General features: G+C 59.3%; 26 protein-coding genes and 2 pseudogenes. 10 read left to right on the top strand and 18 right to left on the bottom strand.

Features of this window, described 5'->3' with window-relative positions; genetic code table 11:
* Positions 1-49 precede the first annotated feature (49 nt).
* The 6 genes from HGP12_RS12625 to HGP12_RS12600 form a co-directional block, all read right to left on the bottom strand.
* Positions 50-817 carry an ABC transporter ATP-binding protein gene (locus tag HGP12_RS12625; RefSeq protein ID WP_168878953.1) on the bottom strand — a complete coding sequence of 256 codons (768 nt, stop codon included), beginning with the start codon at positions 815-817 and terminating at the stop codon, positions 50-52.
* The gene (locus HGP12_RS12620) at positions 814-1,554 is read right to left on the bottom strand and encodes an ABC transporter permease (protein ID WP_168878952.1); all 741 of its coding nucleotides are present in this window, start codon (positions 1,552-1,554) and stop codon (positions 814-816) included. Before HGP12_RS12620 ends, HGP12_RS12625 begins: the two co-directional genes overlap by 4 nt.
* Positions 1,554-2,273 carry an ABC transporter permease gene (locus HGP12_RS12615; protein WP_168878951.1) on the bottom strand — a complete coding sequence of 240 codons (720 nt, stop codon included), beginning with the start codon at positions 2,271-2,273 and terminating at the stop codon, positions 1,554-1,556. The genes HGP12_RS12620 and HGP12_RS12615 overlap by 1 nt, the downstream gene beginning before the upstream one ends.
* 81 nt (positions 2,274-2,354) lie before the next feature.
* The gene (locus tag HGP12_RS12610) at positions 2,355-3,209 is read right to left on the bottom strand and encodes a transporter substrate-binding domain-containing protein (RefSeq protein WP_168878950.1); all 855 of its coding nucleotides are present in this window, start codon (positions 3,207-3,209) and stop codon (positions 2,355-2,357) included.
* Between the two features lie 60 nt (positions 3,210-3,269).
* Entirely contained in the window at positions 3,270-4,946 is a 1,677-nt protein-coding gene (locus HGP12_RS12605) for a M28 family peptidase (RefSeq protein ID WP_168878949.1), read from the bottom strand.
* On the bottom strand, positions 4,939-6,363 hold the full coding sequence (locus HGP12_RS12600; protein WP_168878948.1) for a M20 family metallopeptidase: 1,425 nt from the start codon (positions 6,361-6,363) through the stop codon (positions 4,939-4,941). The genes HGP12_RS12605 and HGP12_RS12600 overlap by 8 nt, the downstream gene beginning before the upstream one ends.
* 178 nt (positions 6,364-6,541) lie before the next feature.
* Here HGP12_RS12600 and HGP12_RS12595 point away from each other — a divergent pair, with 178 nt between their 5' ends.
* Together HGP12_RS12595 and HGP12_RS12590 are read left to right on the top strand one after the other, a co-directional pair.
* The gene (locus HGP12_RS12595) at positions 6,542-7,177 is read left to right on the top strand and encodes a GntR family transcriptional regulator (protein WP_168840703.1); all 636 of its coding nucleotides are present in this window, start codon (positions 6,542-6,544) and stop codon (positions 7,175-7,177) included.
* 253 nt (positions 7,178-7,430) lie between these two features.
* Positions 7,431-7,727, top strand: coding sequence for a hypothetical protein (locus tag HGP12_RS12590; RefSeq protein WP_168878947.1), 297 nt, complete (start codon positions 7,431-7,433; stop codon positions 7,725-7,727).
* An 86-nt stretch (positions 7,728-7,813) separates the two neighbouring features.
* On the opposite strand, the gene HGP12_RS12585 is transcribed toward HGP12_RS12590, so the two are convergent.
* The 10 genes and pseudogenes from HGP12_RS12585 to HGP12_RS12545 form a co-directional block, all read right to left on the bottom strand.
* The gene (locus HGP12_RS12585; protein ID WP_168878946.1) at positions 7,814-8,329 is read right to left on the bottom strand and encodes an invasion associated locus B family protein; all 516 of its coding nucleotides are present in this window, start codon (positions 8,327-8,329) and stop codon (positions 7,814-7,816) included.
* Between the two features lie 188 nt (positions 8,330-8,517).
* Positions 8,518-8,991 (bottom strand): DUF4189 domain-containing protein, encoded by a 474-nt coding sequence (locus tag HGP12_RS12580; protein ID WP_168878945.1) that lies wholly within the window; start codon positions 8,989-8,991, stop codon positions 8,518-8,520.
* A complete protein-coding gene (locus HGP12_RS12575) occupies positions 8,988-9,683 on the bottom strand; it encodes a hypothetical protein (protein ID WP_168878944.1) in 696 nt (231 codons plus the stop codon). Before HGP12_RS12575 ends, HGP12_RS12580 begins: the two co-directional genes overlap by 4 nt.
* Before the next feature lie 14 nt (positions 9,684-9,697).
* Positions 9,698-10,273 carry an invasion associated locus B family protein gene (locus HGP12_RS12570; protein WP_168878943.1) on the bottom strand — a complete coding sequence of 192 codons (576 nt, stop codon included), beginning with the start codon at positions 10,271-10,273 and terminating at the stop codon, positions 9,698-9,700.
* A gap of 7 nt (positions 10,274-10,280) precedes the next feature.
* Positions 10,281-14,923: pseudogene (locus tag HGP12_RS12565) on the bottom strand (YadA-like family protein).
* Positions 14,920-15,339: a hypothetical protein gene (locus tag HGP12_RS12560; protein WP_168878942.1), complete on the bottom strand. Its 420-nt coding sequence runs from the start codon at positions 15,337-15,339 to the stop codon at positions 14,920-14,922. The pseudogene HGP12_RS12565 and the gene HGP12_RS12560 overlap by 4 nt, the downstream one beginning before the upstream one ends.
* A 314-nt stretch (positions 15,340-15,653) precedes the next feature.
* A complete protein-coding gene (locus HGP12_RS34005) occupies positions 15,654-16,004 on the bottom strand; it encodes a helix-turn-helix domain-containing protein (protein ID WP_246703353.1) in 351 nt (116 codons plus the stop codon).
* A 64-nt stretch (positions 16,005-16,068) separates the two neighbouring features.
* Positions 16,069-16,539 carry a hypothetical protein gene (locus HGP12_RS34000; RefSeq protein ID WP_246703352.1) on the bottom strand — a complete coding sequence of 157 codons (471 nt, stop codon included), beginning with the start codon at positions 16,537-16,539 and terminating at the stop codon, positions 16,069-16,071.
* 304 nt (positions 16,540-16,843) lie between these two features.
* On the bottom strand, positions 16,844-17,056 hold the full coding sequence (locus HGP12_RS12550) for a hypothetical protein (RefSeq protein WP_168878941.1): 213 nt from the start codon (positions 17,054-17,056) through the stop codon (positions 16,844-16,846).
* A 373-nt stretch (positions 17,057-17,429) separates the two neighbouring features.
* Positions 17,430-18,362, bottom strand: coding sequence for a LysR family transcriptional regulator (locus HGP12_RS12545; protein ID WP_168878940.1), 933 nt, complete (start codon positions 18,360-18,362; stop codon positions 17,430-17,432).
* A 94-nt stretch (positions 18,363-18,456) separates the two neighbouring features.
* Between HGP12_RS12545 and HGP12_RS12540 the strand changes: the two genes are divergently transcribed.
* The 4 genes and pseudogenes from HGP12_RS12540 to HGP12_RS12530 all read left to right on the top strand — a co-directional run bounded on the left by HGP12_RS12540 (position 18,457) and on the right by HGP12_RS12530 (position 20,546).
* The gene (locus HGP12_RS12540) at positions 18,457-19,293 is read left to right on the top strand and encodes an NAD(P)H-dependent oxidoreductase (RefSeq protein ID WP_168878939.1); all 837 of its coding nucleotides are present in this window, start codon (positions 18,457-18,459) and stop codon (positions 19,291-19,293) included.
* 82 nt (positions 19,294-19,375) lie between these two features.
* Positions 19,376-19,516, top strand: coding sequence for a Chromate resistance protein ChrB (locus HGP12_RS34630; protein WP_312862885.1), 141 nt, complete (start codon positions 19,376-19,378; stop codon positions 19,514-19,516).
* A gap of 108 nt (positions 19,517-19,624) precedes the next feature.
* Positions 19,625-20,224 (top strand): annotated as a pseudogene (locus tag HGP12_RS12535) (cation transporter).
* The gene (locus HGP12_RS12530; protein WP_168878834.1) at positions 20,187-20,546 is read left to right on the top strand and encodes a hypothetical protein; all 360 of its coding nucleotides are present in this window, start codon (positions 20,187-20,189) and stop codon (positions 20,544-20,546) included. The pseudogene HGP12_RS12535 and the gene HGP12_RS12530 overlap by 38 nt, the downstream one beginning before the upstream one ends.
* Here the strand turns inward: HGP12_RS12530 and HGP12_RS33995 are convergent.
* Positions 20,540-20,869 (bottom strand): SGNH hydrolase domain-containing protein, encoded by a 330-nt coding sequence (locus tag HGP12_RS33995; protein WP_246703351.1) that lies wholly within the window; start codon positions 20,867-20,869, stop codon positions 20,540-20,542. The genes HGP12_RS12530 and HGP12_RS33995 overlap by 7 nt on opposite strands.
* Positions 20,842-22,623: an acyltransferase family protein gene (locus HGP12_RS12525; protein WP_246703350.1), complete on the bottom strand. Its 1,782-nt coding sequence runs from the start codon at positions 22,621-22,623 to the stop codon at positions 20,842-20,844. Before HGP12_RS12525 ends, HGP12_RS33995 begins: the two co-directional genes overlap by 28 nt.
* A gap of 273 nt (positions 22,624-22,896) precedes the next feature.
* Here HGP12_RS12525 and HGP12_RS12520 point away from each other — a divergent pair, with 273 nt between their 5' ends.
* The 4 genes from HGP12_RS12520 (at position 22,897) to HGP12_RS12505 (ending at position 24,912) form a co-directional block, all read left to right on the top strand.
* Positions 22,897-23,415, top strand: coding sequence for a DUF4142 domain-containing protein (locus HGP12_RS12520; RefSeq protein WP_168878938.1), 519 nt, complete (start codon positions 22,897-22,899; stop codon positions 23,413-23,415).
* Between the two features lie 7 nt (positions 23,416-23,422).
* Positions 23,423-23,746, top strand: a complete 324-nt coding sequence (locus tag HGP12_RS12515) for a cupredoxin domain-containing protein (RefSeq protein WP_168878937.1) — start codon at positions 23,423-23,425, stop codon at positions 23,744-23,746.
* Positions 23,747-23,782: 36 nt separating this feature from the next.
* Positions 23,783-24,535, top strand: a complete 753-nt coding sequence (locus HGP12_RS12510) for an RNA polymerase sigma factor (protein ID WP_168878936.1) — start codon at positions 23,783-23,785, stop codon at positions 24,533-24,535.
* Positions 24,536-24,669: 134 nt separating this feature from the next.
* Positions 24,670-24,912: an acylphosphatase gene (locus HGP12_RS12505; protein ID WP_246703349.1), complete on the top strand. Its 243-nt coding sequence runs from the start codon at positions 24,670-24,672 to the stop codon at positions 24,910-24,912.
* The last annotated feature ends 66 nt before the right edge of the window (positions 24,913-24,978 follow it).

The raw sequence follows: 24,978 nt of genomic DNA, 5'->3' as shown, positions 1-24,978 counted from the left end.
GGTCAGGTATTTCATGCTCTGGTTCCCCTTCTTGATTGAGCTAGATGAGTTATTGGCTGATGAACTGGCGGAAGCGCTCCGACCGCGAATTCGAAAAGACATCCTGAGGCTTGCCGTCTTCCTCGACGACGCCCTTGTGCAGGAAGATGACGCGGCTAGAGACGTCGCGGGCAAAACCCATCTCATGCGTGACGACCAGCATGGTGCGTCCTTCCTCGGCAAGCGAGCGCATGACGCGAAGCACTTCGCCGACAAGCTCGGGATCGAGCGCGGATGTGGGCTCATCGAACAGCATCACCTTTGGATGCATGGCGAGTGCTCGCGCAATCGCGGCGCGCTGCTGCTGGCCGCCGGAAAGGTGGGCGGGATAGAAATTGCGCTTGTCGGCAATGCCGACTTTGGCAAGCAAGGCTTCGGCTTCCTCTATGCATTCGCCGCGCGAGCGGCGCTGAACATGGATCGGCGCCTCGATTAGGTTCTCGAGGATCGTTTTGTGAGACCAGAGATTGAAGCTCTGGAACACCATCGCGAGCTGGGAGCGGAGACGGTCGACCTGCTTTCCATCCGCAGCACGATGCGTGCCACGGCCATTGCGCTGCATGCGGATCGTTTCACCGGCGACGGTCACTTCTCCAGAATCCGGCGTTTCCAGCAGATTAATGCAACGCAGGAACGTCGATTTTCCCGAGCCGGACGAGCCGAGGATGGAGACCACATCGCCTTCCAGGGCATCGAGGGAGATGCCCTTGAGGACCTCGACAGGCCCGAAGCTCTTATGCATGTCGCGCACGCTGAGTGCGATTGGCGTGGTCGTCATTGTGGTTCTCCTGCAGGGGTCGCCGTAGCGGCGCTCTCTCGGACGACGGGAAGTGGGGCGCGCAGATGCGGACTCAGCCTGTACTCGGCAAATTGAATGAGACGCGTGAGCACGAAATTGATGGCGAGATAGATGGCCCCGGAGACCACGAAGACCTCGATTGCCCGGTAGGTCTCCGAGATGATCTTGGCAGCGACGCCCGTCACCTCCATCAATGTGATGATTGAGGCAAGTGAGGTCGCCTTGACCATCGATATCATTTCGTTGCCGTAGCCGGGCAAGGCTTGGCGGATCGCCAGCGGCAGGGCGATCCGGCGAAACATCAAGAAGCGATGCATGCCGCAAGCACGGGCAGCTTCGATCTGACCCTGTGGTACCGAAAGCAGGCCACCGCGAATAATTTCGCTGGCATAGGCCGCGGTATTCAACGTCAGTGCCAGAACCGCGCACCAGTAGGGATCGCGCAGGAATGGCCAGAAGATGCTGTGGCGTATGGCTGGAAACTGGCCGAGGCCGTAATAGATGAGAAATATCTGCACCAACAGCGGCGTGCCGCGGAAGACAAATACATAAAGCCGCGCGAACCAGTCCAGCACGGCGATGCCGGAAAGGCGGGCAAGCGCCAACAACAGCGCCAAAATGGCGCCGAGGCAGATCGACGTCACGGCAAGCTCGATCGTCAGCGGAATCGCCGCGACCAGGTTGAGGAACGTTTCCTCAAGAAACTGCCAATCCATCAGCGCCTCCTCACGCCACGCGACAGATGCCGCTCGGCCTGCCGGAGGATGAGGCTCGAAAGGGTCGAGATCATCAGATAGATTGCCCCGGCGATCAGGTAAAAATCGAATGGAAGCCCGGTCGATCCCGCACCGACTTGGGCCTGACGCAAGAGTTCGGCGACACCGGTGATCGATACCAGCGCTGATTCCTTCAGGACGACCTGCCAGACATTCCCGAGACCAGGAAGCGCGTGACGCAGGGTCAGCGGCGCGATGATCCTCCGCAGACGAAGCCAGCGCGACATGCCGCAAGCAATGGCAGCCTCGATCTCGCCTGGGTGGACCGCCTTGAACCCACCACGCAGCACTTCCGTAAACTGGGCACCGGAAGTGACGCCCACGGCGATGGATCCGGCAAGAAAGCCCGGAAAGCCAAGAAAACCCTCCGCCCCGAAAAGCTTGCCGATAGCCGTCACCACGGCGCTACCGCCGAAATAGAACAGATAGATGACGAGCAGATCGGGGATACCGCGCAGCACCGTGGTATAGGCGTCCGCAGTCGCGCGAGAAAAGCCGTTGCCGGCGATCTTGGCCCATGCGCCAAGCGTTCCGATGCAGGCGCCGACAGCATAGCCGGCGATCGCTACCAGAATGGTCATCCACGCGCCGGCCAGAAGAGCGTGTCCCCAACCATCCGGACCGAAGCCAGCAAGCTCAAATAAACCCGGCTGGTTCATGATGCTACCCCGAAAGAGCAGCTTTTTGCAGCAACTGACATTGTCATAGCCTCAGCGAAGGGTGACCCGTCGAAAGGGCGCTCAATTGACGTCGAAGGTCGGAGTGAGGTCGATCTTGCTCCACTTTTCCGAGAGCTGCTTGATCGTGCCATCCTTGGCGGCCTGCTTGATGGCGTCATCGAATTTGGCCTTCAAATCTGTCTCGCCCTTGCGCATGCCGAGTGCGACTTCAGTTGCAAGCATCGCGCCCTTCACCAGCGGGCCCGACATCATCAGATCGTCGTTGCCGGGCTTGCCGAGCACCGAGGTTTCATAAACACCGCTGTCGAAACCAGCATCGATGCGCTCGGCCTTCAGATCCAGGTCGCGCTCGCCGGAATTTTTGTAGGCGCGCACGGTGACGTCGGATCCGAAATAGGCGTTGATCAACTGCTCCTGGCTGGTCGACTGGACCACACCGACGGTCTTTCCCTTGAGAGCCTTGCCGATTTCGGCCATCACCGGATCGGCTTTGGTCTTGTCGTTCAGGTTCAGCCGTTCACCGGTCATCGGCAGGGAAGAGACCGGCCCGTCCTTCAAAAGCAGGAAACTCGCAACGCCGCTTGCATAGGGCACAGTGAAATCGACCACCTGCTTACGCTTCTCGTTAATGCCGAGTGTCATTACCAGATCGAACTTGCCGGCATTGAGGCTCGGGATCATCGCATTCCATTCGCCGGCAATCAGTTCGCAATTGACCTTGGCGCGCTTGCACAGGTCGTTGATGAGGTCGACGTCGAAGCCGGCGAGCTTGCCGCTCGAATCCATGAGGTTCCAGGGCGGAAAGGCGCCTTCGATGCCGACCTTTACATCCGTCCAGTCCTTGGCGCCGGCGGTGAACGGAGCCAGGAAGGCAACGGCGCCGAACAATGCGGCAAGCAGATTTCTATTCTTCATTTTCAGTTCCCTTTTTTCGGCCAGTAAATGACCGCTTGTTTGATCTGGAATATGGCTGCGTCAGTCCTCTAGGGCCACGCGCAATGCCGCATTGGCTTCCCTCAGCGCATGGGCGACGCGGTTTCTCGCCTGACGGGCATGAACGGCGTAAAAAGCCGTCTCTGGCGATGCCATCGGTAGTTTTGCCAGCGCTCGCAGCCCCTCCAACGATGGCCAGGCCGGGTGCGGAAGGGCGGAATCATGATGGAAGCGCTCACCGCTCGTGTAGTTCAGCGGCACGAGATGGCGGCCGGCGCGCATCAGCGACGCATTGATACGCGCCGTCCGTGCCGGAGACAGGTCCTTCGTTTCCAATATGGTTTTTGCGTTGATGCGCAATTCCTCGATTGCGTTTGCAAGAACCGAGATATCGATGCGATCATCAAGCTGCGCCCGCAGTTGCGTGACCTGCTTGCCGAGGGCATCAGCATAAATCGTATAGTCCAATGGCAGTACCGGCTCGGTCAGCAGGCGCCATAGTATTTCCAGCACGATCCGCGTATCCCGGCTCAGATTGTCGGGATCGATATGCTCCACCGTGTCATGCGGTGTGTGCCACCACCAGCCGAGCGCCGTCAGCATCTTCACGGGACCCGGCGGCTGATGGCTGAGGCTTCCGAACATGGAGGGAATGCCGACACCCCAGAAGGATTGATCCGCGGCCCTGCCATGACGCCTGCCTGCATGCTTTTGTCCGGTTTGCCGCTCAATCACGTCGGCGGCAAGGGATCTCAGCTCATCGATGACGCCGGAATTGGTGAGAACGCTCGCCCCTTCACCACCCGTGGAATCGACATTGACATGCGCCACGCAACGACGATCGAGCTCGTCGAAATATTCGTCGGCATACCAGGCAGAACCGGAATAGCGCCCGTGCGAATGGCCCGACCAGAAGCAGACACGCAGGCCGCGTTGCCAATCGCTTGCGCGAAGGGCAAGCAAACGTGCCGCCTCCAGCATGGTCGCGTTGGCGCCGCCATTGTCCATGACGCCGAAATGCCAGGTGTCGTGATGGCCCGAAAACAACACGAATGGCTTATTCTCGCCGGCCGGCTGAAGCTCGGCGACCAGGAGGGGCGTCTTGCGCCATCCGGTGTCGACCTCAGCAGCAAGTGTTGCCCGCACCTTTTCGCCGCGCGCAAGCGTTTCGCGAAGGCGCACACCATCTTCGTTGGCAATGGTGCAGATGACGGTTTTCGGGAGTTGGGCGCGCGTATGTTGCGACGGACTGCCCCAGACGGGGGACACGCACATTTCGTAGAGATGCTCATTCGGGCTCACATGAAGCTCGCCGAGAGCGCCGGCAGCACTTGCAAGCGCGGCCACCTCCTCCGTCGCAATTCCGTCGACCAGAACTATCCTGCCAGCCAGGTCTTTCCCGGCGAAATCGGCTTCCGTGCCTTCACCGACGTAGGCGAGATCGCCGCTGATGGCCGCTGCCGCCGTCGAAACCGACATTGAATGGGTGATGCAACGAAGACTTTCGCCTTCGATTTCGACCTTCGCTTCGCCGGGCAGACTGATGAAAGCATCATGCGACAGCAGCTGGGTCTGGTATCCGTAGCTATCCATTTGCGCCTGAAGGTAATGGAAGCTCTCGAGTTCATCCGGCGTCCCCGACAATTTCACCCGGCGGGCAAATTCGCGGATGTGCGCCATCAGGCGTTGGCGATCGGGCTGCAAGGCCAGGTCAGGCATGGGCCTTCTCCGGCAGCGGCGGCGCGACATCATCCGGGATGGGATTAACGAAGGGCGTCCCTTCAAGACGCGCTTGGTGATCGGCCTTGGCGGCCTTGATCAATTCGGGATTACGGATGAGATCGGCAGCCGTGCTCGCCATCACCTTGGCGGCATGTTCGGTGCCCTTGTGAGCGACCGGCAGCTTGCCCTGCGCAACCAGCTGCCAGGAATGTCCGGGCGTGCCGATGGCATAGGTGGCACCCCGCATCTGCACGGTCGGCACCACCCAGCTGACAGTTCCAACATCGGTAGAGCCGACAAGCGTGCCGTCGCCGGCATTCAGCGGGAAAATCTCCTCACAAAGCGGTTGGTCCTTCTTGGGCTTCAGCGCGAAACGACCGTAGGACGCTGCAATATCCTCCGCATTGAAGGTCTCCTGAAACTTGCGGGCTGTTTCGCGATCCGCATCATCGAACACCGGAGGTCCCAGCCGCTGCAGATGCGAGAACATGCATTCTTCAAGAGGGGTATTGCCGACGAGATTGGCATCGCCGCTGATGATCTCGCTGCGGACGGTCGTCTCGGTCATCAGAGCCGCGCCCTCGGCGACCTTCTTGACGCGGGCAACCAGAGACAGGAGCTCCGGCAAACTTCTCGCACGGACGAGGTAGCGCACCGTTGCGCGCGCTTGCACGACGTTGGGGGCTGCGCCTCCCGCATCGGTGATAGCGTAGTGGATGCGCGCGGTCGAAGGCATGTGCTCGCGCATATAATTGACGCCGACATTCATCAACTCCACGGCATCGAGAGCGCTGCGGCCGAGATGAGGTGTGGCGGAGGCATGCGAGGCGCGGCCTGAAAAATGGAAGTTGATTTCATTGCAGGCGAGCGAGATGGGATTGTTGACGCCGGCGAAGGCCGCCGGATGCCAGGAAATCGCGATATCGACGTCGTCGAAAATGCCAGCCCGAACCATGAAGCCCTTCGAAGAGCCGCCTTCCTCGGCGGGGCAACCGTAGTAGCGCACCCTTCCCTTCAAACCGTTTTCTGCGAGGAAGTCCTTGACGGCAGCGGCAGCCAGCATCGATCCGGCACCGAGCATATTGTGACCGCAGCCATGACCATTGCCGCCGTCGACCAAAGGCCGTTCCTCGGCAATTCCCGCCTGTTGGCTCAAGCCCGGCAGCGCATCGAACTCGCCAAGGATCGCGATGATTGGACCACCCTCGCCTGCCTCTCCCATGACTGCTGTCGGCAAGCCGGCAATGCCACGCTCGACACGAAAGCCCTCACTTTCCAGCAGCCGGGCATGCTCTTCGGCCGATTGATATTCGAGATAATTCGTTTCCGGGATGTCCCAGATCCGGTCGCTCAACTCGAAAAACGCCGCGCGCTTTCTCTCGACAATTTCCCAAACGCCATCGGAGTTTTGCATGGATTTACAACCCGCCTCATATAATGGTAATCAAATTGGCGCCAATTTATGAGCCAATTAAAATAGCTGCGCAAGAGATGAGCATGAATATTTTTTCAGCACCAATGGTTGGCCTCGTTGTTGGCCGACTGGGAGCTATGATAATCCTCGCCGAAATCGGGAGGCTGAGGAGAACCGCATGAATTCGCTGGAAGCCACAGCGCGAGCACAAGAGCCGCAATCGCCTGACGTGACCGAGCTCATCCTCCAAGATATCCTTGCCGGCCGACTGCCGCCCGGAACCTGGCTGAAGCAGATCGATCTCGAACGCCGGTATAACTGTACCCGACCAGAGGTCCGTAGGGCCCTCGACAGACTGGTGCAGAAGCGACTGGTGGAGCACGTTCCCAATCGCGGCTATCACGTCCATGAGCAAGACGGACGCCGCGCTCAGGAGGTTAGCGACATTCGCGTCATCCTCGAGGTCGCGGTCAGCGACCGCATTATTGCGAACGCGAGCGCAGCAGATATCGCAAATTTGCGCGTTTTCGCGTTACGCTTCGACGATCTGGTGCTGAACGGCACCATGCTTGAGCTTTATGAAGCCAATCTCGTCTTCCACCGCCATCTGCTTGCTCTCGCCGGCAATCAGGAGCTCGTGGAATTGATCACCGAAATTCGGCAGCGAACCTCGTCCGCGCCGGTATCGCAGTGGCGAACGCGTGCCCGCATCGAGCAATCTGGCCGTGAACACCAGCAAATGGTCGATGCAATAGAGAGACGCGATGTCGGTCATCTGATGGAGCTGACACGCCGGCACATCCTCCAGGCTTGATCGGCTACCAATGAACGAACTCGGCGGTTTGATCATGGATTGAAACGAAGCGCCGAAGCTGCCGCGGCGAGGTCCCATATGCTTATTGTCGTCCTTCACGGCGACGCGCCAGCCGACACGCCGCATAATGGAGCTTTCGTTGAGGACATGACCATCGCTTCACGCCGCGCTCAATTCCTGACATATATGCACGGAGGCGACTTGCCGGTGTGGATACAGCGTCATGAATGGGTCAATACCGGAAAAAAACAAGATGCGTGCGCCTGTGGGCTCCGTCACCGGGCTTTGCTCCGCATCCGCGACCATGTTTGCAGTCGGGATGGCCTTCCTGGGCTATTGGGGTGTTTATGACCAGGGAGACTGGCGCGTATCCGATTATTTCGTGGTGGTTTTGGCCATCATCGGATTTGCAGCGCTCGGCTCCGTGCCTTGGATTGTGACGACGCCTGTGGCGGAAGAGGACGCGGAGAAAGTGGTTGAGGCCAGACGAGCGTTGGCGCTGGGAATGGTCTTGATATGGCTGTCGGTCTGCATAGCGGTATTCGCCTGAGCCATTCTATTCGCCATGGCTACGCGACGGCACAAGAAGCCTGCCTCCAGTCCCGTCGCAACCTACCGCGGCAAAGCCCGGCAATCCTATTTTTTATCGTTTAAGGCCACGATCCGATCAACCGCTGCCGAAAAACCCTGTAGCGATATCTGGAAACCCAGCGCTTTGCCGCCGTCGGCAACGACCTTGAGGGTCAGGTGCGAGCCGGTGCGCAATTTGGCAAATGTTGCCGCGTCGAGCGGAAGCAAGGCAATGCAGCCGTTGGGCAAACAGGTGCGAAAGCGCACTGGTTTCAAGGGCGGCTGATCATCGATATTCGGTGTCACGCCGGAGTCGAGAACAATGCCAAATGGCAGGAGAAGTGTCGCAAGCCCGCTGCCGTCGGGACGCATCTGTAGTTCGACGGCAAGCAGTCTCTGGCCATTCTGCTGAGTTTGATCTTGCGAAATCGTGCATACCGCCGCCTTGTCGCTTTGATTGCAAGCCACACGCCAGTCCTGATAGGCCTCCTGCAGGCTCGAGGCGCCGTTAGGCAGCGCCGATTGGGCAAAGGCCGTGGTCGCAAGCGTCAAAGTCGCACTCGCGCAGGTAAAGGCAAACATTGCGCGGAATATCCGGCCGATTGTGCGAGGTGAAATGAGCGACAAAATTGACAAAGGATAAAATCTTTCTGCTTGGAACGAGAGATCTCCTCACCGCGGCGTTGGGAGCACCAGGGTGAGGAACCACAACCAGGACTGACCGTCACGAGCACGAACCTTACGCTTCCGCGGTCAGAGCTCCTGATAAGTTAAGTGCAAACCCACTCCCGGACAGCGCAGCGAGAGCCCGAGCGCTCGCATGCCTTCAGCGCAAGATCCTCAGCTTCCTTGCGCGTCGGTGCCGAATTTGCGCTCCATGGCGTCGCCCGCTCGCGTTTTTCCTTGCCGACGGCAAGCGCGCCGCAGTGATTGTACGGAAAGCCGGTCTTATCGTCGTCATCCCAGTGCCGGTGATTGCGGAACACGCTGACCACGACGCAACTGTTCCCCTTGTCACGCTCGCAGTGCTTGAGCGCGATATCCATGGCCTCATGCCGTTTGTCGGCACCCCAGAAGAAACCGTATTTTTCGTCGGGCGCGGAATAGGCAATGGCCGCCCAGATGCCGCGTTCCTCCGGTGGAGGGGCGGGCGGCTGCTCTGCGGTAAAGAGATCAGCTGCCCCCAGCTGGCCGATGGAAACAAATAGAATACCGATCGCCGCAATGGCGGATCTCAACTTCATTTTGAGCCCCCTTGTTTTCCTGCTGCCGAGGCGACGGAAATAACGACGCAGCCGTTTCCGGTCGGCAGAAGCATCGCATCGCCGCCGTCATTGCCGAGTTCGTAGACGCCTACCTGGCCGAGATTGTTGACGAGCTTGCTTCCGTTCGGGAACTTGGCCGAAACTTCCGGGCAAGAGCTTGGAAACGGTGCCACGCGAACCATGGAGCCTTCGCAGCCGGATGCGACCGGTGCCGCGAATACGATGCCGGCAGCCGGACCGCTATAACCTTGCGTTGCGTAGTTCATGCCGACAAGGGCCTGCACCGCATGTTTGTCGGCTGCCTCGTTGTTCCAGATCGATTGGACATTGTATTGCGTGCCGCTTGTCAGCAGCTGGCCGAGAACCGGAAAAATGGTCGAGCAGGACTGCAGGCCGGCCTTTTTGGCGTGCTGCAGAAACGGCGTGTCCGGCAGGGCTGGATTGGCGTCGTTCGCCGCGGCGACCGCCGGCTGCGACAGCAGGTTGCCGATCAGGTCGTATCGGGCCACGGCGTAGCCGCCAGCGCCAGCGATGGCGACTGCAAGCAGCGAGAGAAGGGTCGCCTTGCGCCATTTGCGCAGCGGCTTGGCTTGATCGTCGGCCAGGTTCTGAATGGCTGTTTCGCTCTTGTTTCGGGACATGATGCGCTCGTGGATTGATTGCTGGTTCATTGAAAATCCGTCCGTCACTTTATCGCCTTCACGGCAGTAGAAAGGCCCTTGAGGTTTGCGGTCACGCTGATCGTCTGTCCATCCGCCGTTGAATAGGAGATTGCCGGCGCGGTGCTCTTCGAAATCTGCTCGCGCATCATCGGTCCGATCGGGAGCATGCCGACGCAAACCGTTTGGCTGCAGCCATCGAGCTTGACTTGTACAGGCTCCTTGCGACCCTCGAATTTCACCGAGATGCGTCCGTCGCTCTTGGCAACCGGCGCAGTGCGCAAGATCATGTAGGGCTCACCGCTTTTGGTGGCGGCGAGCGACCAGCTGAACGCAATCTGCCCCCGCTCGTTCTCGATGATCTGGGTGACGTTGCAAACCTTCTGGCGGACCTTCAGGTTCTCATCGCAAATCAGGGTCCAATTTTCGAAGGGACGAATGGTCCTTTGATAATCGCCAGGCTTTACCTCGGGAGGGGCGACTACTTCGGAAGGCCTTATGCGATAGTTCGCGGCAACAGTCTCCTGTCCGGCCGCAACCGGGCCGAACAGGAGCATGCAAGCCATGAAAGCCGGGACGCCGAGAAGCGCTCCTTTAAGCATGACGGGCTCAGTTCAAAGTGAAGCTGAGACCAGCGCCGACGCCGACCTGGCCGCCAGCCGCCGTACCGGACAAATTCGCGCGGACCCGCCCGTTTTCGCTGGTATAGCCGGCACCGAAGGCGAGAGCCCCTTCACCCCGCCAGACGCCGCCGCCGACGGCCACGCTCACCTTGCCCGGACGATCGTCATAGCGAAGCGATGCCGCGGCAAGCCCAATTGCGGCAGCCTGTCTCGCCTCCGACCGTACGTCTCCGAGTTCCTGGTTCAGTTTCCCGAATTTCTGGTCCGTATAATTGTTGGCCGCGGTCAACGTATTGCCGACGGCGGTATCCGTATACGATTTGCCCTGGTTGAAGCTGTCGGTCAACTGAGCGACGTTGACGGCATCCGTGGGAGCGACGCCCTTGCCGACGTTGGAGATGACCACCGGCGCATTGACGTCGCCGCCCTGCAGCGTGATGCTGTTCTTCTTGCTGCCGTCGGGGTTGAGGTCGTAGGTGACGGCGTTCTTGGTAATGGTCCCAACACCCGTCTGCAGGCTGTCGATCGCCTGATTGGTCGCATTAAGCTGCGAGCCGTTGATGGCGTCGGTGCTGTCGGCGGAAATGCGGCCGGCAGCGACGTTCGTGATGGTTCTTTCAGACCCTGGGGCGCCCACACTCACTGTTCCAACAGGCGTGGTGCCGGCAAAGTCGTAGTGCTGACCCTGGATGGTGGCGCCGGATGTCCCAACGGCGGCCTGCGTTACAGAACCAGAACCCAAAGCGACATCATTGGCATTGTTGGCCTGCGCGCCTTGGCCGAGCGCAACCGCACCCTGCCCTGCCGCCGCGGAGCCGTTGCCGGCGGCCAGGCTGTTCGTTCCACTGGCGACACTCTGGGGACCGATCGCAACGCTGTCAGTGCCGCTTGCCGCGGAATCGGCGAGCGTCGAATTGGCATGGAAATACTTGATGCCGCCGCCACCGGTGATGTTGGTCAATGTGCTATTGACCGCACCGAAGGCATCGTAGACCGTGGTGTAGTTGTTGCCTTGGACGTTATAGGTCGGGCCGGTGATCGAGCCATCCGGATTGACCGTCGTGCCGCCGCCGATCAGGTTGGTAATGTTGGTCCCGAGACCTTTGAGCTGGCTGACATTGACAGCGTCGGTGTTTGCCGAACCGGCTGCCAGATTGGTCAGCTTGCGCTCCGATCCGGCCGAGCCGATCGACACTTCGCCGACGGAGGTTTGCGGGCCTGTAAGGGCGAAGCCGGTATAGCCTGCCTGTGGCCCTACAGTCGTGACGGATTGCGCGCCAAGCGCGACGCTGTTGATGTTGTTGGCCTGCGCGCCGGCGCCCAATGCGACCGACTGCACGCCGGCGGCCAGCGAGTTGGTGCCGAGCGCAACGCCGTCGGCCAGCATCACGTGGGCATTCTGGCCGATGGCCGTGCCGCCGGGCGCTACCTGATCGACCACCGCGCCATTGCCGATGCCGATGCCATTGTCACCGTTGACGACGGTGGTCGGACCCACAGCCACCGACTCCGCACCGACAGCAAGTGAGTCGCCGGCGGCCGAGTTGGCGTGGAAGTATTTGCCGGGCGTCGCTGCGACCGACGCGATGGCACCCTGGAGCTGGCGAACCGTGACGGCATCCTGCGCGCTGGTACCGTCAGCCACATTGGTGATCTGGCGATAGGACGTGCTCGTACCGACAGAGACAGCGCCCAGCAGAGTCTTGTCCGTCGTATTGTACTGGATGAAGTTCGTCGGACCCGCAGCGATCTGGCCGGTGGCCGGAGCCAGGGCGCGATCGGCGACCGATCCGGAACCAAGGGCGACGCCGCCGACGATGGTAGATTGGCTATTCATACCAAGCGCAAGCGAATTGTCGGCGACGGAGGTGGCGTTATAGCCGACCGCGGTGGATCCGATCCCTTGAGCAGAGGAGTCGCTGACCGCAAGCGTCCGGTCGTTGGTGCGCACGTAGCGGATACCATCGCCATTTGCATCGGTATAGGCCGTGGACGTGTCACCGGCGATGTTGTTGATCGTATTGCCGAGATTGGTCAGATTGCCGTTGATGGTGGTGATGTCGGTCGTGTTCTGCGTCACCTGTTGGTTAGTGGCAAAGAGCTGCGAACCGTTGATGGCGTCCGTCGAACCGTTGTTGAGGCGGCCCGCCGCGACATTGGTGATGGTGCGCTCGGCACCGACCGCGCCGACGCTCACCGTCGAGGCCGGTGTCGTGCCGGCGAAGTTGTAGGTAGTGGTGCCGATCACCGTGCTTGCGGTGCCGACTGCGACGTCGGTCACCGAGCCCGAACCGAGCGCCACGTCGCCCGCGTTACCCGCAGCGGCGTTAGCGCCTAGCGCGATCGCACTCGCGCCGCCGGCATTGGCGTTGACGCCGAGAGCGGTTGCCTGAACGGCGGTTGCAAACGCGTTCTGGCCGATCGCGGTGCTGGACGTGGCCGTGGCATTGGCATCGGCGCCCATGGCGGTGCTAAAATCACCCGTTGCCTTGGCTATGTATCCAAACGCCGACGAGTCGAGGCCGGATGCGCCCGAAGCGTTGCCGGCCGCGATGGCGTTCGCCCCTGACGCGACCGAAAGAGGTCCGATCGCGACTGATTCTGCACCCGTGGCCGACGAGTCCGCCCCCGCCGAGTTGGCATGGAAATATTTGATGCCGCCGCCGACGTTGATATTGTTCAACGTCGTGCCGATGGCATCGACCGCCTGGTTGGTCGCAAAGAGCTGCGAACCGTTGACGGCGTCGGTGGACGAGCCGCTGATCCGGCCCGCGGCGACGTTGGTGATGGTACGCTCAGCGCCGACCGCGCCGACGCTGACCGTCGAAGCCGGGTTGGAACCTTGGTAAGCATAAGTCGTGCCGTTGACAACTCCGCTGGCGGTACCGACGGCAACGTCGGTCACCGAACCCGAGCCGAGCGCCACGTCGCCGGAGCTCGCAGCTGCCGTCGCGCCATTGCCCAGTGCCACGTTGCCAACAAAACCGGAAGCACCCGCCGTGGAACCGTTGCCGAGCGCGACCGAACCCTGGCCAATCGCCTTGTTGTTGTTGCCGATCGCGACCGCGCCGGCCGCCTGGTTGGCGGCAGTGGCGCTTGCAGTGCCATCGCTGTTGGCGATGTTGTTGGCACCGCCAGTAAAGGCGCCCGCGCCGCTCGCATAGCTCGGATCGCCGATGGCGACCGCGCCGTCGCCGTAAGCGGTATTGCCGGAGCCGATGGAAACGGCCTTGCCGCCGGTCGCCACCGCGTTGTTGCCCATGGCAATCGCTTCGGCAGAGCTCGCCTGTGCCGCCGTTCCGATTGCAATTGCATTGGCGCCCGCCCCGTTCGCGTTGATACCCAAAGAGACCGCCTGAAGTCCACTTGCGACCGACCCGCCACCGATCGATGTGCTATTTACACCACTGGCAGTGGAGGATTCGCCTAAGGCCAGGGTATTTGACTGGCTCGCGATCGCGCCCGCGCCCACGGCGACTGCGTTGATAGCGCTGGCCTTTGCGAGGGAGCCCATCGATACGCCCCCCGTCGCCGAGGAGATCGCTCCATTACCTACCGCGACGGTTAGATTACTTGATGCGGTGGCTTGTTTACCGAGTGCAAGGGAGCTGTCCCCACTGGCAACCGAGGCCCAACCACCGGCAAATGCGTAGCTGTTGGTCGCGCCGGCACTGACACCGAGCGCCGTGGAATTGCCCCCGAGGCCGTGGCAAAGGTTCCGAGAGCGCTGGCGCCCGCGTTCGTAGCGCTGGACTGAACGCCGAGCGCGACCGAATTGACGTTATTTGAGATCGCGCCGCTGCCAATCGCGACCGCGCCGCCAGTACCTGTCGCCTTCGCATTCAAACCGAGGGCCACCGCGTATTGCGCCGAGGAAACGGACGAACGCCCCATCGCAATTGCATCGGCCTGAGATGCCGTGACATCTGTACCGACGGCGATAGCGCTTTGCGCAAGCGCTCCTGTACCAGCGACGGTGCGCGAGCCGAGATAGACCGAATTTATCTGCGTGGCTTGTGACTGAAAGCCAAGGGCGACGGCGTTCTGACCGCCAGCGGCGGCGCTACTGCCTTGGGCGAGAGAATCTAATCCGGAAGCAACAGAGCTTGTGCCAAAAGCGCTAGCGCGCAGTCCACTTGCTGTGGAAGCGAGGCCGATGGCGGTCGAATTCACGCCGGTCGCCGCGGCTGCTGCGCCTACCGCGACACCATTCGTGGCCTGGGCTTGCGCATCGACTCCGATTGCAACTGAATTGTACCCGTTGGAAATCGCTCGGCAGCCGATGGCCATACCTCCCGTCGACGCTCCGACGGTGGCCGTATATCCTGTGCAACCGATCGCAATGCCGTTGGCACCACTCGCGGTTCCAGCGCCCGCTGTATAGTTGCCGCCCGGAACGGTTTGGCCAAATGCCTGAGGCGCAATAATCAACCCCAAGGCGCCAAAAACAGCCCCAATCGCGCTAATACTCCGATCTTTACGACGCATGCCTAGAATGCGCGACGACATCCGCAACGCAGCCATTAAGCGGCGACGCTGCGAGCGATCGACACCCCCGACGCGCGCAGGATCTTTGACAAATCCAGTGTGAGATTTAGTCTGCAGATGTTCCCCAACGCATTCCCTCATGCTGCCTTCTCCTCGTTGCTAACTGGACGACTAAGCGCGCCTGGACCCGCATCTGCGGCCGCGTCGCCATTAAAATTCCGCGTTTCCTGAAGTGTTTGCCCCATCCTGGCGCTTTGACTTTCGAGCTGCTCGCGCAGGCTTTCGACCCATGGCTCTGTCGGCGCCGGGACCGTATGCAATGCAGTGTCCACCCGGTCGGGAGGAAGCTTCATCGCCACCAAAGCGCGGCAGACATCGAAATGGGACGAAGGCTCCCCTTCCCCATAAGCTGGGGAGGTCAAACCGAAGATAAGGCAGGCAAATAAATAGTCGACTTCCGCCTCGGTTAGGCGGTTGGCGTATCGCTGTTGTAAGGCAGACCAGGCTACCTCGACTTTCGGAGCAAAGATTTCAAATTCAGGGAATTGAATGTCCATAGCGCACCGGATGGTTACCGTTCGTGAACATGCCCTTATTTTCGCAGAAGCGTATTTTAGAAAATTCCGGATTTTTTTTAGAAAATTACGGTTTTTTGCTTGGGCGGCTACAGGTGTAGCCGCTTTGCCACACTTACCGCAGGCTGTTTTGCACGCATTCTAAAGAGCACGAGACATGCATCTGGAGTTGCGAATTTTTGGGCCTCAAGCGACCTCCGTTCATCGACGTGCCTGCGAGGTAAAACACTCACAAAGATGGAAAAACGGTTTTGGGCGGATCCAAGCGAGACTTCGACCGCCTATCGTCCGATGCGCTACCGCGAGAACCGAAGCTCCGTCGGCGTCTTTCCGCGATATCTCTTCATGGTGGTCGCCAAATGGCTCTGGTCCGAAAACCCGGTCACGTAAGCGATTTCTGCAATGGAGACTTCTCCGGCCGCCAGCAGCTCTTCCGCCATGTCGAGGCGTAGATTGATGAGATAACGATGCGGCGGCATGCCGAACGTCTTGGCAAACCTCACAATGAAATGATTCGGAGAAATGCCGGCGACCGCAGCAAGCTCCGCGACATGTACCTTTTCGGTAAAATGCTCGTGGAGATATTCCTGCACGCGTCGAGCGCTTTTGGCGGAAAGCCCGCCTTTTGGCGACTGAGGCTGTTTCATGCGGCTTGTGTAGGTGTGAAGCAGATGGATGCTAAATAGCGTAACCAACGAATCCAGATAGAGTTCATTCGAAATTGCTTTCCCGGTTAACTCGACAGAAAATCCGGTGCGCTATTCCGAGCGCCACTGGATCGACGGTGCCGAAAACCGGCGAGTGATATTCAACGTTGCCATGATCGAACTCCTGACGCGCCAATTCGGACGGAATGTCACGAAGAATGGCGACGACAAAATTTGTACGGGCTTCGGACCAGGTAAGCGGGCTATCCACACCGGCGGGATCGATCACGAGACACCAGACCGGCGCATCGTCTCGCGTCGTCCAATCACTGCCGAGAGAGGCTCGTAAGTCCCGCGAATGAGCCAATACGATTCCCGTCGCATCGTCCTTGGCGAGGAACGCCTGCGATCCGGGATTGGGAACGGAATTTATAACGCTCCGCCGCACGGAGGGCCGTATCCCCCCCACGCTATCCGGAATTATCTCGAATACGTGTCGATCGGCCCGCTCTCGAGCCTTATCCGCAAGTTTCATTCAGCATCGCCCCGCCGCGACGAAATCATGTCAGCAGGAGCAAACGGGCGAGGTGACAATCCGTGATTGCGACCTCAATTTCCCAACATCGTTCGCTCAAGCTGTCCCAAATCAGTCTATAGCGCGGGATTAAATAGTATAAATCACTCAATTTTGAAGGGGAATTATTCACATAGTAAAGAAAGAATAAGCCGCCAGGGCGCGTCTCTTATTGGCTGCGCGGAATGAATCGGGCGCAGCTCAACAGGTGGCTGTTTTTAGGCTATATCCAATTTCGCGCCGAGGTGGAAAAGCAATCATCGAACTATTGCGGCGGCGCACGATCGGCTCGGCGCTTTTCATAGAGATCCCATGCAACATCCGCCATCGCCAGAAGGACATCTTTCTCGTCCCATCCAGCTGCAACTGCGGCTCGGACGATATCACCAACGATGGGCTGCAATTGGCGTTGGCACTCGTTCGAAATGTCCTCAGAGCCGTTCCCTCGAGGTGGCTCGCTAAAATTGAATTCGACCATTATCATTCTCACGGGACTACTATATGTCAGCTAGCACATTCCTAATGTAAAATAAATCCGAAAGAACGTATAAAGTGTTCGCAGGCTAGTCCCCAATCACATTACCCGCTCTGCTGCGATCAATCCAGCCTTGATCACGACAACCAGCACCATATCACTAGGTAACTCAGCGGTTGTCCTGCAATAGTTACCAGAAAAGTTGGAACTATTCTATTATAGGGACAGCATCGTGGCACAAGGTACAGCAGCATGTACCTGATTGGTGAATTACCGAAGCCGATCGGAAAGCAAAAATTTTTGCGCGTGAATTCCGACACAGTCGCCGGCCTAAACATCGGCAAATCGCATCTGATTCGTTGTCACAATGAGCGAGCTAACTTCCCGATTGCGAGCGCTTTATGCCGGGAATGCGCGGCAGCTGCTCGGCCAAAAATTCAACCAGCAGCCTCACACGTGCAATATCGGTCCGCTCAGGCGCAATAAGCATGTTCAACGGCACGGCTGGTGGCGAGAAGTCGGGGAGGATCGTTTCGAGGCGTCCGTCCGCGAGAAGATCGTCGACCAGCCAGATATGGGCCGGCCCAAAGCCGCGTGCTGCCGCAAAGGCTTCGCGCGCAGCAAGTCCGTGATCAACCTCGAGCCGGCCGCCGAACGGCACGACGTACCGCTTATCCCCCGCCCGTTCGAGCACGAGATCTTCACTTCCGGCAACGTTCGACATACGCACGCCCTCAAGATTCTTGAGTTCCTCTGGGGTCGTCGGCCGACCATGTCGTTCCAGATAGGCGGGAGAAGCGACGAGAACACGCTGGCTTTGGCCGATCGCCCGCAGCTTCATGGAACTGTCGGCGAGCGGGCCGAGGCGCAGCGCAATATCGACCCCCTCGCGAACGAGATCGACGCGCTCGTCGGTCAGGCTGAGATCGACCGCGATCTCAGGGTTGCGGTCCTGAAAGGCGAAGATCAACCGGCTGACATGCCTGACCCCGAGCGCCGCCGTACAGGAGATGCGAACCGTGCCGGCATAGGCGCCCTGCGCTGTTCGCACTTCATCGGTCGCCTGTTCCACAAGTCGCAAGATTTGAAGGGCGTTGGCATAATAGCGACCGCCTTCCTCGGTAAGTGCGACCCGGCGGGTCGTGCGACTCAGCAGCGTCACGCCCAAGGCCTCCTCAAGCTCGCGCACATGCCGCGTGATGCTCGACTGGCCGACGTTTAGCTCGCGTGCCACGACCGACAGGTTACCGCGCTCTGCGACACGAACAAAGGTGCGGATGCGCTCGAGTGTGATATCAGATCTATCCATTATTCGGAATTATCTTATCCATACCTCCATATAACGCATCAGTCTGGCATGGTCTATCTTGGCTGAAACTACCGCAAACAAGCAGGTGCATGCCATGAATGTACTCATCGTCTTCGCCCACCCCGAACCGAAATCCCTGTCGGCATCGCTTCGCAATGTCGCCGTCCAGGAACTGGAAGCAGCCGGACATACGGTTCAGGTTTCCGACCTTTATGCCATGCGGTGGAAGTCCGAGATCGATCGCGCCGACTTTCCTTCCTTGTCCCCCGACGAACGGCTCCTGCCTGTCGCGGCCTCCAAACATGCTTTCGACAGCGACACGCTGACGGACGATGTCAAAACAGAGATCGAGAAGCTTCTCTGGGCCGATACATTGATCCTGCAGTTTCCTCTCTGGTGGTTCACCATGCCCGCCATCTTGAAGGGCTGGGTCGATCGCGTGTTCGCATACGGCTTTGCCTATGGCGTCGGCGAACACAGCGACAAGCGCTGGGGTGATCGCTATGGCGAAGGAACCCTGGTTGGCAAACGTGCCATGTTGATCGTCACCGCCGGCGGCTGGGAGGAACATTATTCGCCGCGCGGCATAAACGGTCCCATCGATGACCTGCTGTTCCCGATCAACCACGGTATCCTTTACTATCCGGGCTACGAGGTGCTGCCGCCTTACGTGACCTACAGCACCGATCGCTTCGATGAGCAACGCTTTGAAGCCGCTGCCGAAATCCTGCGCGACCGGATGCGAACCCTTGAAACAACGCGTCCTATTGCTTACCGGCGCCAGAATGGCGGGGATTATCATATCCCAACCATGCAACTCCGCGCGGAGCTGGGCGATCCAGGAACATCAGGTTTTGCACTTCACCTTAAAGAGGCCGCGGACGCAGATATGGGTTTCCAGCATCCTGGGCAGCTACTTGCGCGCCGGTGATCTCGACTAGGGATCCGCATAGCAAAGCGGCGTCCTTTGATGTCAGGGGGCGCCGCCGATATCGGCGTGAAGAGAAAAGGAGATCATCAAGGAAACGGCAGTTTGGAAATTTCCCTATGCGGAGCTTGAAGAAAACGACGCCGATCTGAAGCTGCAGGATTGGCTTGAAAAGATCGCCAAATTCGACTTCTATGGCGCTCCTCTCGCAGCCGAAACGCAATAGTGGACGAAGAACTTGCGAGACGTTACTTGACATCTTCGTCAAGCGGGTCTTCGAGACGCATGAGGAGACACGAAGCAGCAGCGCCGAGCCCACGGAGACGAAGGACTGATGATGATCTCGCGCATGGGAGAAGGCCTGGAACGCACCGTCATCTATGTGGCACTTCTCAATCTCGGCTATTTCGGCGTTGAATTCCTCGTGGCGCTGTCGATCGGCTCGGTCTCTCTATTGGCCGACAGTGTCGACTTTCTTGAAGACGCCTCCGTCAATCTGCTGATCGCAATCGCGCTCGGCTGGAGCGCCCGCAATCGCGCCCGCCTCGGCATGGCGCTCGCCGGCATATTGCTGGTTCCGGGGCTTGCCACAGTGTGGACTGCCTGGCAGAAGTTCATGACGCCCGTCGCACCCGATCCGGTGTCGCTGACATTGACGGGCTTGGGCGCGCTTGTCGTCAATCTTTCCTGCGCGGTGATGCTTACCCGCTACCGTCACCATGGCGGCAGCCTTACGCGCGCGGCGTTTCTGTCCGCCCGTAACGATGCTTTTGCGAACATCGCCATCATTGCCGCAGGTCTTGTGACCGCCATTCTCTAGCACTCCGCCTGGCCTGACCTCATCGTCGGGCTGGCGATCGCCGCGATGAACGCCGACGCCGCCCGCGAGGTGTGGAGTGCTGCACGCAACGAGCACCAAACCGCCCAGCCGTAGACATTCGCCCACACCTCAGCCACGTCAATCGATGAAGTCAGAAGCCAAAAAAACCGGTCGCCTCTCTTCCAAGAATGATCAGATGCTGCGATCCATTGCAACGTACCTCAAGAAGAGCTGGCCGTTTCTAGTGCCAGCAATGCTTATCATTCTCGTGATCGTCGCTTACGAGATGGGCGAGATGCTGGAAAAGAACCATCGCGCGCTGATGGACAACGTCCGTTATGCGATCGCCGCCTTCTTACTCTTCGTTTCGGTCTATTTCATCGCATTACTTGTGCGGACGATCTGGACGATGGCACACGATAAGGACGATCAATAACGGGCGTCGATCCCGGGGCTGGTCGTTGTCAATCCTCCACGAAGTTCCGACAGAGCCGGAACATAGAGCGGACTAAGGGTCGTCGCGAAAGTCGCCGCGAGGTGATCGGCGTCTTTGTAGAGCGGCAGGCCGTTTCGCACTGCATCGCAACGGCCGTTGCCGCAGATGGAAGGCAGCGGATCGATGATCGTCGCACCGTATTTTGCGGCAAGACGGCTCAGGATTGCATGCGAGAGCGCTTGCCGCTTCTCGACATAGTCCAATGGCGGCGCCACATCCGGCGACGTACCCTGTATCATCGCCTTGGCGACGGCCTCCGGCATATAGCGCCCATCTCGGGAACATCCGAAACCAAAACGACCCTGGTTCCCTGCCTGGTCAAATCAGCCAGTAGACTATCGAACGTTTGGACGATCGAAGCGGATCGATCCTCCAGCGGCGGCGGCACCGATGGATCGAAATACGGCCCCTCGTTCGGCATTTCGGTGTCATGAACATATTTGGGCCAATAGCCGACCAGGAAGACCAGCGGAACGTGCCGTGACACGATCAGGTCGCGCACGGCTCCATTGAACTTGCCGCAGCGCTCGCTATCGCCGCGCGCCGTGAGCTGAACTCCGGGCAACGGCGGACACGAAGCATGTCCCGCGAACAGACCGGTGATGCCGACCTGGGTCGCGGCGGCATCAATGGCCGGAGCCATGGCCCCGGAATGGGAATCTCCCCATACGACGAAGGATGGCTTGCTCGAGCCATCCGGGCCAAGCAGACAAAGCTTGCCAGCGCGAATATCTGCAACGGTGGGCCCCGTCGTATCCGAATCGGCGAAGCACGGCGGCAGGCTGAAACGGCTCTGATCGTAGGTGGAAGCATAGACCTTCCGCACATTCGCCGACAGCCGATCCGGCACGCCGCCGTGATGCGCGACATAGTCTCCGAGCCCGATAGCGACAATCACGACCGTCACCGCCCCGACAAAGAGCGGCAGGCGCTTCACGAAGCTGCCGCGCCCACGAAACGGCTGTTCGATGAAGCGCCATGAGAGGACGGCGGCGGCAAGCGACGCTGCAACGATCACACCACCTTGCGGCAGGGAAAGCTCCCGTCCGGTCATCTCGCGGCTGAAGACAATAATCGGCCAATGCCACAGATAAAGCGAATAGGAGATCAGCCCTATGAAGGTCATCGGTCTGGATCGCAAGAGGCGGCTCGCCGGTCCCGACTCATCGCGCGCATGGATGATCAATGCTGCGCCAAGGCAGGGTAGCAGTGCCGCCGGGCCGGGAAACAGGGTCTTGTCGCTGAACCCGAATATGGCAACGGCGATAAGAAGGACGCCCGCAGCGGCCAATCCCGCCCGCATTTCAGGCCGTTTCGGCATCGGAATGACACCGAAGGCTAACAGCGCTCCAAGAAGGAGCTCCCAGGCGCGGAATTGAAGCAGATAGAATGCCTCGGCTTGAGACTGGAACAACGTCCATGTGCTTGCCCCAAATGAAATAAGCAGCAATCCCGCCAAAATCAGCGCGGCGGTCCGCCGGGCAAACCGGCTGACGACCATCAGTAGCAGCGGGAACAGGATATAAAACTGCTCTTCGACGGCAAGCGACCAGGTGTGCAGCAGCGGCTTCATCTGCGCGCCGATGTCGAAGTAACCACTTTCCTTCTCGAACTGGATATTCGACGTAAACAGGGCGGCCGCCTTCAGGCTGCGCGCGAAATAGGCAAACTCGGCCGGCATGAGCAACAACCACGCCGCTATGAAAGAGGCCACCAGGACCGCAAACAGCGCCGGGAAAATTCGGCGGATGCGGCGCTCATAAAACCGCACCAGACTGAATTCGCCTCGATCGATCTCGTTCGAAATCAGCGACGCCATCAAGAAGCCCGAGATGACGAAAAATACGTCGACGCCGACGAAACCGCCGCTGAAACCGGGAATGCCGGCGTGATAGAGAACGACCGGAATGATCGCTAGAGCGCGAAGGCCATCAATATCGCGACGATAGGTGAGGCTGCTGGGTCCATATCCATGGACAGGCGCTAGATAAGACGAGCGCCTAAGAACAAGATTCAAAATCAACTCTCCAAGTCTGACAATATGCGCATAGAGCGGCAACGTGTCAGTTTTTAGCAAATAGCCCTATGAACTGACGTAAAGCTGAAAACCTCGCCTGCCACAGTCGGCGCAAGGCTCCGCAGATGGCGCGGTCACCGGCCAAAACTGCCAACGGCCCGCGTCGGGCGATCAAAAAAGATTTTCGGGAACCTTTTGACGCAAACCGCATCCAATGGCTGTTTCGGATGCCAGAGGCGTCTGGAATTTTTCTCTAAAGGACAGGAGAGCAACATGTTCAAGGGCCTTCTCACGGCAACGGCGATTGCGGTGTCACTTGCGACTGCGTCATACGCCGCCGACAAGCCGACCGATCCGCAAATCGCCCATATCGCCTATACAGCCGGCGAGATCGACATCGCCGCGGCCAAGCAGGCTCTGAAGATGAGCAAGAACGCAGAGGTTCGGGACTTCGCCAAGACCATGGAGCGCGACCACACATCTGTGAACCAACAGGCGCTCGCCCTGCTCAAGAAGCTGAAGGTCAAGCCGGAAGACAACGACACCAGCAAATCGCTGTCATCTGCCGCCAAGGCGGAATTGGCGAAGCTTTCCAAGCTTCACGGCGCCGCCTTCGACAAGGCCTATGTCGACAACGAAGTCGCGTATCACAAGCAGGTCAACGGTGCGCTTGAGACGCTGCTGATTCCCTCGGCTCAGAACGCCGAACTGAAATCACTGCTGCAGACGGGCCTGACGCTCTTCAAAGAGCACCAGATGCACGCCGAGCACCTTGCATCGACGATCAAGTAGGTCCGCCATGCGTCCCCTCCTCCGCATTTTTGCGGCGTTAGCGTTCGTCGGGTTCGCGGTTGGAAGTCCCGCGAGCGCGGCGGCGGCCAACCGCGAAATCATCATCGCCAAGATGCAATTCGGCGCAGTGCCGACATTGCATGCCGGCGACGTGATCACTTGGCGCAATGATGATATATTCCACCATACCGCAACCGCGCGCGACAAAAGCTTCGACATCGATCTTCCACCGAAATCGGAACGGAGCATCACGGTCAAACAGGCGGGAAAGGTGGATTTCTATTGCCGCTTTCACCCGATGATGACGGGCACGCTCGATATCAAGCCATAGGCTGGGCAGCAGTTGCGCAGGTAAGTTGGAGCGATCATGGCTGGCATTCCCATCACCGCGTCACCGCGTACCGCGGACCTGACGTCGCTGTCCGACGCCGACCTGGTCGTTCACGCCAGGAGGGGCGACGAGATGGCCATACGCACTCTGGTGCAGCGGCATAATCGCCGCCTGTTTCGCTCGGCCCGCGCCATCGTCCACAACGATGCGGAGGCCGAGGACGTTGTGCAGGCGACCTATGTGCATGCCTTCATCCATCTCGCCTCGTTCCGCGGCGAGGCGCAGCTTGCAACCTGGCTCACCCGGATCGCGCTCAACGAGGCGCTCGGACGCGTTCGACGCCGCCAGCCAAGCGTCGGACTGGAGGAAGTCGACATGACGGCAGGATCAGGACGCGGCGAAGTTTTGCAATTTCCCACCTCGCTCTCGGGCGCGGACCCCGAAACCGAGTTTTCCCGAAGTGAGACCCGTCGCCTGCTCGAACGCGCGATCGATGGGCTACCCGATGAATTCCGCGCGATCTTCGTGCTGCGGGACGTGGAGGGGATGAGCACCGAGGAGGACGCGTCGCATCTCGGCATCAAATCGGCAACCGCCAAGACACGGTTGCATCGCGCCCGCAAAATGATGCGGGTTACGATCGAAAAACAGTTGGCGGGAACATTTTCTTTGCTGTTTCCGTTCGATGGCGCGCGATGCGCCGCGATGGCCGACCGCGTCATCGCGCAATTGTCCAATTGCAAAGAGTTGGGCAAGGTGCACCCGCTGAACACCGAGCCAGAGATTTGACTTGAATGCTGGCAACGTCGAAGAATAGATCTTGCCGACTTATTTTAAATTCATCGGACGGCTGTCAAGTCAGACCGCTTCGAAACAAGGGGCATTAACGAATGCAGCCACGGCAGGATATTGTTCGAGAACGCATGACGATCCTGGGCGACGTCAACTCGACCTCATTCGTCCCATGGATTCAGCGCCACGCCAATAAGCTCGGACTTTCCCAAACATTCTTCCATTCAGGCGCTGACAGGATCGAACTCGAGGTCGCCGGCTCCGTGGAATTGATCGACATGCTGGAAATGGGCTGCTCGCTCGGTCCGATCGATGTCTGGGTGGAGGAGATCCAGCGCAGGGTCATTGGATGGTCAACAAAGACCGAATCTTAGGAACTCCTGATCTATTGCCTTTTATTTAATCAATGTTGCCAATGCGAATTGTTTATGCAAACCTTT

This window comes from Rhizobium sp. P28RR-XV (genome assembly GCF_012641385.1).
GTDB lineage: Bacteria > Pseudomonadota > Alphaproteobacteria > Rhizobiales > Rhizobiaceae > Rhizobium.
This window is presented reverse-complemented; position numbering and strand designations above follow the sequence as displayed.